This is a genomic window from Vibrio sp. V01_P9A10T6 (assembly GCF_963877065.1).
Classification (GTDB): Bacteria; Pseudomonadota; Gammaproteobacteria; order Enterobacterales; family Vibrionaceae; genus Vibrio; species Vibrio anguillarum.
This window is the reverse complement of record NZ_CAWNTB010000021.1, coordinates 1-9,711: the sequence shown is the minus strand read 5'-3', so window position 1 is coordinate 9,711 and position 9,711 is coordinate 1. Positions and strand designations below refer to the sequence as shown.

Below are 9,711 nucleotides of genomic sequence, written 5' to 3'. Positions count from 1 at the left end.
GTAATAACACGCTCAGTAAACACAGAATGGGCATGCTCTAATACTGCAATTTGCAAATTTTCTTTAGCATTAAAATGCGCAAACAAACCACTTTTTGATAAACCGCACTGTTTTGCCAACTCACCGATAGTGAGGCTTTCCAAACCGTTTTCACTGGCTAATTCGAATGCTTTGTTCAGTACATTTTCTCTTGTAATTCTACCTTTGCTCATATTATGCCGACTCTCACTTCATACCATGCTATTTTTAGCACGTTCGTTCTTTTTTGCAAATTTGATTTTGCAAAATGAGGAACTGTGGAAGAATAGCAACGCTATGAGCAACTTCAATGGATTGATATGACAACGATTATCGAACAACTTTTGTTTTCGGCCTCAATTACAGGGCCTATCTGTTTGATGTTAGTACTGGGCGTTGTACTGAAGCGAACGGGGGTTATCAACGACAATTTCATCGATGTCGCGTCACGAATCGTATTCCAAGTCACCTTACCAGCCATGCTATTTCTTAGCATCGTCAAATCACAGCACGATTTTTCTTCCAGTGCAGCACTGATTGGCTATGGACTACTCGCTAATTTCCTATTTTTTCTTTTCACGACTTTTTTCACCAAAAAAGCGTTCCCACAACATCTGGATCACGGCGTGATCATCCAAGGCGGGTTTCGTGCGAATACCGCTATTATCGCTTTGGCTTATGTCGCAAATACTTATGGCGAACCTGGGCTAGCATTAGCGGCGATGTACGTTGCCGCAACCACTATCCTTTATAATATTCAAGCGGTGATAACACTCACGCCAAAAGGGGAAAGTTCAGGGCTCAAAGCCGCTGGAGTGATTGCCAAAACACTCACCAAAAACCCACTGATTATTGGTATTCTGCTCGGCGTTTTATGCTATTCCTTATCCCTTCCAATCCCGAAAATGGTTACTGATGCTGGCCAATATTTTGCCAATATGACACTACCATTAGCACTACTGTGTACTGGCGGCTCACTCAATATAGGTTCACTCAGAAGCGACAAAGCACCGGCTTGGTTTGCCACTGCCCATAAGCTGATTCTCGCCCCGATATTGATCACATCGGGTGCGTTACTTTTTGGCTTTCGCGGGTTAGATCTCGGGCTAGTCTTTTTGATGAGTGCATCCCCTACCGCTGCGGCCAGTTATGTTATGGCTAGAGCTATGGGAGGAAATGCAACCTTAGCGGCCAACATCATTGCATTGACGACCGTATTTTCACTGTTTACTTGTACACTAGGCATCTTCCTGCTCGCGTCTCTGAACTTAATCTAACCGCCTTTTAATTCACTGCGGAAAGGTAAGAAGGAAGGGCCATTCAAAAAAAGCGAATCATTCCATCATGGAGACATCACTTTCTTTCAGTCCATGATTAAATAGCGTCAACAATTGTTCACTTCGTTCACCCATTTTAGGGAACAACAGATAGTTATTATTGATGAGAAAAGGTTTGGGATGGTGCGTGATCATTTCTCGCCATTGCGGTAAGTATTTATCCAGAGTGTAATAACCGATATGAATTTCTTCTGGCATGAGATCAATCCGCTTTTTCGCCAGCCGTTCGAAGTTCTGTTTTGGATCATTGACTCGAGACATTTTTATTTGCTGCGTTTCTAACAATCTGTCTAACTCGGCACCATAGCTGTAGGCAATGCCACCTCCTAAATGTAACCCCTTAAGATCATAGAGGCTTTCCCAGTGAAAGTCGGTTTCTTTATGGTGAAAAAACACGAAGCGTTCATCGCTCACCGCTTCGCTATAATAAAAATCTACCGTCCGCTCTTGGTTAAACATCCAAATAGCAGTTGCATCATAACGTCCAGCTTTGGCTTCGGCGTATGCTCTCGCCCATGGGAAAAAATGAAACTCAACTTCGTAGCCGGCATCCTTAAATACTTTACGGATAATCTCAGCAACAAAACCATTATTTTCAAGGTGTTGACCAATAAACGGCGGCCATTCACCCGCACTAATACGAATGACATGACTATTGTGTATTGAGGATGGCGCTGCCCATACGGGGATAGAAATCCATGATAGGATGAGACAGAACCAAACCTCATACCATCTTAAAGATTTCATTGCCGTACCTGAACATTGAGCAAACTTTCAAGAAACATAACAAAAACTAATAAAACAAAACGTATACATAATATATTTATGTTTTTATGCTAGTGCAGTTCTTAAACCCACTTTTTGTAACCAACACGACAAAAATAAGGCCACGTGCTACAACATCAATGAGGAAAGAACCATGATGAAATGGGTAGTTGGTTTAAGCCTACTATTTAGCAATGTTGCTAGTTTGGCAGCGACTTCGGTCGATTGGTTACAGGTAAAATCAGAAGACGGCATTACGATCTACTCGCGCCACCATAGCGATGGCTTAGTCCAAATACGGGCGCAAATGTTCGTACCCACTAGCTATTTCGCTTTTATGCGGCTATTAGATGACAGTGAACATGTACCAAACTGGATAGATAACGTGAGTAACAGCCGTGTGCTGCAAAAAATTTCAGATACCGAGAATATTGTTTACACCCAATTCTCGGCACCATGGCCAGCTAAAAACAGAGATATGGTGACTTATTCAAAATTTGAGATGCTACCTAATGGTTTAAGCTTAGCAATAGTGGATGCCCTAAATTACTTGCCTGAACAACCGGGATACATCCGTATCACTCAAGTCAACGCACATTGGACGCTGCAAAAACTGACTAATGGTATGACTCACATCGATTATATTGCCTTCGCTAATCCAGGAGGTGCACTACCTAACTGGTTAGTGAACAAACTGTCCACTGACAGTGCCTTTACCACATTTAAAGGCTTGCGCCGAGAATTGGCCAATTATCAAGATAAACTTCACCCTGCCGTGAATGAATAGCATTCTTAACCCAATACTTGGCCAAAAGGAAGGTAAATAATATTCAGCACGATCAAGACAACCATCGCACTGAACGTTAGCTTCATACCACGAATCCGCCCTTTAAGTTGGTCACTTAAAATCGCTCTGGCATGTAAAATTCGGCCAACGATAAACGTGATACCTACCCCGTGGATCCACCATACGCTGGCACCATTAAACTCCAATAACCCCAATAGGAATGTATTCTGCGGCATTTCCTTGCGCGCTGCGAGCTAATTGCAGTGCTGGTACTCCACCATCGGCATATCTCACTTGGTTAGCCCGACGCTGTTTAATAACGTTAATCGCTAGCCACAAAAATAATACTGAAAGTATCGATGCATATAGAGCAGTAACCATGGTCATTCCTTTTCAAGTCAGTAGCGCCTCTATAGTAGTGCATCAAACACGTTCAGGTCACCACTCTGATTCAAAGCAATCTCTAGTGCTGGAGTGGCTTAATCTCCTGAGCCGAGTACACCTTATCCACTTTATCCCAAGGAATCGGGTCAATTGATACACCTGCGTCTTTTGCGCGTTGGTGAATACGCTCTAATGAAGAACCAGACTGCTTATACGTTTCCACACCAAAACCATTGCTATCGCGATCCATGACTTTATCTGGTGCCAATTCAGCTAAATAGATGGTCGTACCACAACCTCTTAACCAAACTTTGGCTTGCCCATTGGGCAGTAAACCAAACACGAATTCGGTTCGATAACAAACATTACCCAATGAACCATCTCTATTTTGGTAAAGACTTTTTTGTGCCATCAAACTTTTCACATCTTCAGATACAGTATATTTGGTGACATAAAACTGGGTGTTAATAAGTGAAACCCAGTACAAGTAAAGACTATCTGGTGGTAATTTAATCTTTACAACCTGCTCACCCTGCGTATTCATAGCAAAACTATGAACAGGCAACCCAAAACCATCATATTCAGGTAACCAACCTTGAACATTTTTTAGATCACTGATTCTCATAAACTGAGAAAAGGTATGCAAAGGAGATGTCCAGTTTTGCGCCTCATTTACTCCATAAGCTTGAGTCACTTTAACAGGATAAAAAGAGGGCATAGAGACGCTAACACTCCATGCCTTCTCTGGTATTGGCCCCGCATACGATGAGCAGGCATTTAACAATGCCGTGATCAACAAAACAGATACACTTTTTAAATACATTCTACTTTCAGGTCAAAAATGTCTAATTAAGAGGTTTGATCTCTTCCATTGAATACACCTTATTTACTTTATCCCAAGGAATCGGGTCAATTGATACACCTGCGTCTTTTGCGCGTTGTTGGATATCATTTAGTAAAGAACCGTGTTTATATCTTTCTTCATCAAACCCATTACTATCACGATCCAATACTCTATCCGGTCCCAGCTCAGCTAAATAGATGATTTCACCACAGCCTCTTAGCCAAACCTTGGCTTGCCCATTGGGCAGTAAACCGAACACGAATTCGGTGCGATAGCAAACATTACCCAATGAACCATCTCGATTTTGGTAAAGACTTTTTCTTGCCATCAAACTTTTAACGTCTTCAGATACAGTATATTTGGTGACATAAAACTGGGTATTAATAAGTGAAACCCAATACAAGTAAAGAGCATCGGGTGGTAGCTTAATTCGCATGACCTGATCACCTCGTCGATTCATTGCGAAGGGATGTATTGGTAATCCAAAACCATCATAGTCAGGAAGTTCTTTTTTGATATTTTCAAATGCACTGATCCTCATAAACTGAGAAAATGTATGTAAAGGGGATGTCCAATCTTGCGCATCGTTCACCCCATAGGCTTGAGTAACACTGACAGGATAAAAAGTGGGCATAGAGATACTAACACTCCATGGCGTCTCCGGTATCGACCCAGCATACGATGAGCAAGCATTCAACAATGCCGTAATTAGCAAAACAGATATACTTTTCAAATACATTCTACTTTCCTTTTTCGCATGGGTAGCTGGCGCGCTTATAGCAACCTTTACTTTCATCCCAAAGCGGTTTAAGTGCAAAACTATCATCTGACGAGTGGTGAAATACGTTTAACTGCATCAACTCTTGTTTACGTTTTTCATCAAACTCACTCTCTAACTTGGCATACTGTCCTTGCTTTGCCATATCCAGTACTTTTTGATTGAAAACCTTAAAGCTGGCAGCTAAACCATTTATGGTTAGCTCTGGAAAATCTCTTACTGTGTAATAAATCGCATAAGGATCCGGAACATGCCAAATCTTGCCATCATAATCCTCAAGAGGAACACCATGAAACTCAGCTAGACCATACATTAATCTGAGGTATAAACGAGAGAGTTCACCTTCCACTTTTCGCTGTATGTAAAGGCGACCGACCACTCTTCCGCCCTCTTTTTTACCATGATTAATACACTCAATTTCTGGCTCTACATAGTCATTCTCCTGCCAACCAGTGGCTAAATCACGCTGTTTATACTCAGCCAGCTTTCTTCTCACGTATTGCTCGGCGCGATCCTTATCCCAGCGGTCAGAGAAAGAGCGGCTCGCACGCTTCACCAACTTTTTTTCTAAGATCGGCAAGAGATAATCACTCTTGTTGTAGCTCAGGCGTGAATGGTAACCGCCACCAATATCGGAATGGGCTCCAGGAAGGACAAATTCATGAAAATGCGCCACCGAATCAACAGAGTTAAGATGGTTGAGGCTAAAGTTATAGCGGCACTCAATGGTAGGATCGGCGGTTAAGTGAACAGCACGCCGAACGCGCTGAGGATCAATCCATAACCTCACATCACCATTGTCATGATGGGTTGAAAAATCAAAAGAGAGTAGGTCAACCACAGAAGCGACGGTATCAAACAGGCCTGCAAAAGTAATCTCACAGCTGGCTTTAGCCTCATCTGCTTCATCCCAATCAAACCCGTAAGCTAACGGAATGCCGCTCTTTTGGCACGCCTTGCTAAACGTTTGAGCAAACTCGCTCTGCTCGCCATCCAACACCACATTAATAAAATGTCTTGCAGCAGCAGCTCCACGGCTAAAGCCGAACACATCAAACTGCAACTTATTAAAACCGTCAACGATATTCGACTGTGCGTTAGCAAAGGTAGACTTCAGTTCCATAATTGACGTTGAAAGCTGATCTACAGAAGTACTAACTTTAGCTGTCACACCATATTTACCTATCCCTGCCCCCTGCCCAAAAATTTCCGATTCATCAGCCGGAGTAATATTTGTACTATTCCCTGTACCAATTCCGGTCATATATTCAGAAAGAAAATAGGTTTCTTTATCGTTCGAGAATTCTTTATTTATATAGCGTTCAAACAACTTCTGTACATTGGTTAGCTCATTAGTAGCGCTGCCTGCCACTGTCTCTACTTCGCCTTCATCATTTTTAAATAAGGAGATAAAGAAATTGTCTTTTTTAGGATAATCAAAACACTCGCTCGATAAGTGAGTAGCAGGAATGTCGTTTTTAAGCCGCCCTGTTTTTCTGGAAATAATGTCGCAATCAACGTTGTATTTCATTTTCCATGTTTGATAGTAATTCTCTAACTGAGTTTTCCCCCACTGCGCACTGTAGCTATTATTGGCCGTACCATCAAAAAACATACCTACACGTAAGGTAATAAAGTTAAATCCTCTCACTTTAAGAACATAACTTTTATCTGTCAGTAAGTTGCAAGCATCCGCTTGACCTTTTTGGTGCCTTACGGGTAGAGCTTGTTCTGGCGTTAATTCGGTTAGATCGCCACTGGTTACGTTTAGAAAACTAGCACTATTACCTAAATGGTCTTGGTATTGCTTGGCAAAATCCAAAGTAGGGTCGGCTTCATTATTGGGTGTTCTCAGCTTACCCTGAGACTCTCTTAACCATTGTTCAGCATCGAGAGTGAGCGTCACCGGGCCGGGGGCAAGTGTTTTAAGCAAGATAGGCGCTTCACCTAATACGACGGGAAATTCATGCTTTGCAGAGTCAGTGATAGTACCAGTGATGCCTTCAAATGGTTTATTGAACTCATCACGGATGATAATTTCAATCCAATGCGTTCGATTTTCACACGGCGCACAAAAAGGGCTAACTCCTGTTGTACTTCTCATTACCAGCTCTCCTTAATGGCTTTTAACTCTTTCAGTTCATCCGATGTTAAATGTAAAGGATGGGATAAATCATCAAGCGCGGTATCGGTTGCAGTGACGAGTGCAACTAACGCATGCTGCTCTGCGACCTCGTAGCTATTTTGCTTTTCTAATGCTGATTGCAAGGCTGATAGTATCGTCTGCTGCGGTGATTCTAGGCGTTGTAAAAGATGCGGCAATAGCTCCCACCAACGTCTTTCTAAGGAATTGGCATGAACATTTATGTTGTACAAAGGCGCTAGGTGGTGAGGTAACATCTTCCACCAAGTCCCGTGGCGAAGCACAAATTCACTGCATGAGGTATTACTGAAGGTAATGAGAGCGTCTTCTTCATGGTGATCAATCGCCACCAATTGGTTGATGTTGCCTAAAAAGTGATTCACCTCAGTTTCATCCATCGCTCGTAGTATGGGAATAATCACATCACGATCGTAAAAACGAAACATCACTTCTTCGCCATCAAGTGAAGCTATCAATAAACTTTGTAAATGATCGAGCATTACTTCAGTACGGGTTGAACTGGTTAGAAATAGACCTTGCTGCAAAATCTCGACTGGCAGGTTTAACACTTTCCCAGATACTGGAACGAGCCACGGAGATAAGCCCATTACTGAAGAAAAAGTATCTCCATGAAATAGTACGGCCATGTTTTCGAAACTCATCCCGCCGTTTTCAAGCATCGCATGCTTGATTGTCTTGTATCCAACAAGCCAATACACCGATCCGCTTTGTTGCGTTACCCATTGATTAATCATCATTACATCCCTGTATTTTGATGGTTATTGGCTAGTAATGCGTTGCCATTCTTGTGGTTTTTCCGCCTTGACCCATTCGGCTTTATGATTAGCTGAAGCGCTTTTTTTCGCATTTTTGACTGGAGGCATGTTTATACTCTGCCGATAGTTTTGGTACCAGAGATCAAATTGATCGCCACTATTTTGGATAACAGCGTCAACTTGATTATTGACTAATGTACGTTTTTTACCCTCAAATGCATCGAGTAGCTTGGTGTCTGTTTTTGCAGTAGATTCGACCTTGGGTAAATAACCTTGCAGTGCGTTTGGAACCGTTCGAAACTCAAAAAGTATCGCTGTTTGTGGGCTTTTAGGATCACCAATGGTGGCGTTATTGATACCATGCCCAGCTACTTCTCCACCATTTTGAAAGTATTGAAATACATTAACGGCGAGATCATTTGAACACACCGAATAAAGTTCTGGAGTTATTTTGCTACGCACGACTCGAGAATCCTTAGCACTTAATACCTCTAACATTTTCGAAGGCTTAGTTCTTGGTAATATCTCCCAAGCATTTTTCACTTTAGGGTCCGTTAAACCATTAGCATTAGGTGTAATGCCTTCTGATTCTGGCTGCCACTCGTTGATATAAATACCAAATTTTTTCGACAACTCAGCGGTTTTAATATAGATGGACGTTAAGTAAGCAAATACTGAGGAAGCCGTTTCTTCATCATCCAACTGCTCACTGCGAGTTAATGACAGAAACTTATCCTTGAGTGATTTTTTATACCAAGGGGCTAATTCAAGTAACCGAAGCTCTGCACTAGCGCCCGTTCCAAATAATTTAGCGCTAACTCCAACTGTAACCTGCTGCCCACTCGGAGTCATCGAGATTGTTTGACCTTGGTAATCGGCAGAGACACCATTTCCAGCAGCGATAATATGATTCACGTTCGAGATTTCTAGAATAAACTGACCATCATCACTACTCGTAGCCGCAAGTGTTTGATGGTTAAACTGGCTAATGTGCGATGTGAAATACTTCGCTAACCAAAGCATACCTGCTTTACGATCCTCGACGGCTTTTTCATCATCCATTGCACAAGGGTAAGTAATAAGCTCAATTGTATGAGTTTGCCACCCTGTATAATCTCGACCATTTTTAAGATGCGGCGGGCAATGATAACTGCCTTGATTCATATCTTTGGTCAACATGAATAGCGCTTCGCCTTTTGCATTTTTTACATAACCAAATTTTTGTGATGAATTGGCAGGCATCGCGACAATCAAACCACTCAACTCATTCTCGATACCGATTGAAGAAGTCGGGAAATGGGTACCAAACTCCGGAGCAGGCTTAGTTGTATTTCGAACACGAGCATCTGATGCTAAATTCGTTGCTTGTACCGGCACAGGTTGCGGTGGTGCTAATGGCGGAGGTGGAGGCGGTGGGGGGCTCACTAACCCTTGAGTTTGCTCTAAAGGACAAACTCTTACTGCAGGGATACGTGCCTCTTCAGCTTGCAATAGCGCTTGGTAAAGAATGGTTTGAGGTGGCGCGGGGGATTTTTGCAGTTCAAGCTCACCAGGTAATAACGGTAAATCGCCACTAAAACCACTGCCACTGCCCGCACTTCCGCCTGAGTTTAAATTAACGCCCGCCCCAGAAAGATGGACACCAGCAGGATCGACTTTGACAAAACTGCCACCGGCTGTCACGGTAATTTCTGACCCTGCTTCGATCACCACTTTTTGTCCAGCTTTGATGTGGATTTCATCTCCACTTTCATTAGTCCAAACTTGCCCTGATTTTACGTGCAAGGAACCATCGACCATTAATATACAGCTACCCTTAACCGATTCGCGGCTTTCGCCCTCCACCGTGAGGTGGTGGTTATGTTTAACGTGCGTAAAC

Annotated in this window: 9 protein-coding genes and 1 pseudogene; 2 read left to right on the top strand and 8 right to left on the bottom strand. The window is 42.6% G+C overall.

What is annotated here, in order from left to right; genetic code table 11:
* Nucleotides 1–212, bottom strand: a 212-nt coding sequence (locus AACQ21_RS01320; RefSeq protein ID WP_146127531.1) for a TetR/AcrR family transcriptional regulator, incomplete at its 3' end; no start/stop codon positions are given.
* 126 nt (nt 213–338) lie between these two features.
* On the opposite strand from AACQ21_RS01320, the gene AACQ21_RS01315 reads away from it, so the two are divergent.
* Nucleotides 339–1,295, top strand: a complete 957-nt coding sequence (locus AACQ21_RS01315) for an AEC family transporter (RefSeq protein WP_013868314.1) — start codon at nt 339–341, stop codon at nt 1,293–1,295.
* A gap of 57 nt (nt 1,296–1,352) precedes the next feature.
* Here AACQ21_RS01315 and AACQ21_RS01310 read toward each other — a convergent pair whose 3' ends face one another.
* Nucleotides 1,353–2,102 carry a substrate-binding periplasmic protein gene (locus AACQ21_RS01310; protein ID WP_064626577.1) on the bottom strand — a complete coding sequence of 250 codons (750 nt, stop codon included), beginning with the start codon at nt 2,100–2,102 and terminating at the stop codon, nt 1,353–1,355.
* A gap of 172 nt (nt 2,103–2,274) precedes the next feature.
* Between AACQ21_RS01310 and AACQ21_RS01305 the strand changes: the two genes are divergently transcribed.
* On the top strand, nt 2,275–2,907 hold the full coding sequence (locus AACQ21_RS01305; protein WP_374956400.1) for an START domain-containing protein: 633 nt from the start codon (nt 2,275–2,277) through the stop codon (nt 2,905–2,907).
* 5 nt (nt 2,908–2,912) lie between these two features.
* On the opposite strand, the pseudogene AACQ21_RS01300 reads toward AACQ21_RS01305, so the two are convergent.
* The 6 genes and pseudogenes from AACQ21_RS01300 to AACQ21_RS01275 form a co-directional block, all read right to left on the bottom strand.
* A pseudogene (locus AACQ21_RS01300) lies at nt 2,913–3,294 on the bottom strand (MAPEG family protein).
* A gap of 76 nt (nt 3,295–3,370) precedes the next feature.
* Nucleotides 3,371–4,114 (bottom strand): DUF2931 family protein, encoded by a 744-nt coding sequence (locus AACQ21_RS01295; protein ID WP_047688820.1) that lies wholly within the window; start codon nt 4,112–4,114, stop codon nt 3,371–3,373.
* A gap of 22 nt (nt 4,115–4,136) precedes the next feature.
* Nucleotides 4,137–4,874, bottom strand: a complete 738-nt coding sequence (locus tag AACQ21_RS01290) for a DUF2931 family protein (protein WP_105976724.1) — start codon at nt 4,872–4,874, stop codon at nt 4,137–4,139.
* A 1-nt stretch (nt 4,875) separates the two neighbouring features.
* Nucleotides 4,876–7,017, bottom strand: coding sequence for a phospholipase effector Tle1 domain-containing protein (locus AACQ21_RS01285; RefSeq protein ID WP_105976723.1), 2,142 nt, complete (start codon nt 7,015–7,017; stop codon nt 4,876–4,878).
* Nucleotides 7,017–7,814, bottom strand: a complete 798-nt coding sequence (locus AACQ21_RS01280) for a DUF4123 domain-containing protein (RefSeq protein WP_258174197.1) — start codon at nt 7,812–7,814, stop codon at nt 7,017–7,019. Before AACQ21_RS01280 ends, AACQ21_RS01285 begins: the two co-directional genes overlap by 1 nt.
* Before the next feature lie 21 nt (nt 7,815–7,835).
* On the bottom strand, nt 7,836–9,711 hold a 1,876-nt coding region (locus AACQ21_RS01275; RefSeq protein ID WP_146127530.1), incomplete at its 5' end, for an actin cross-linking domain-containing toxin.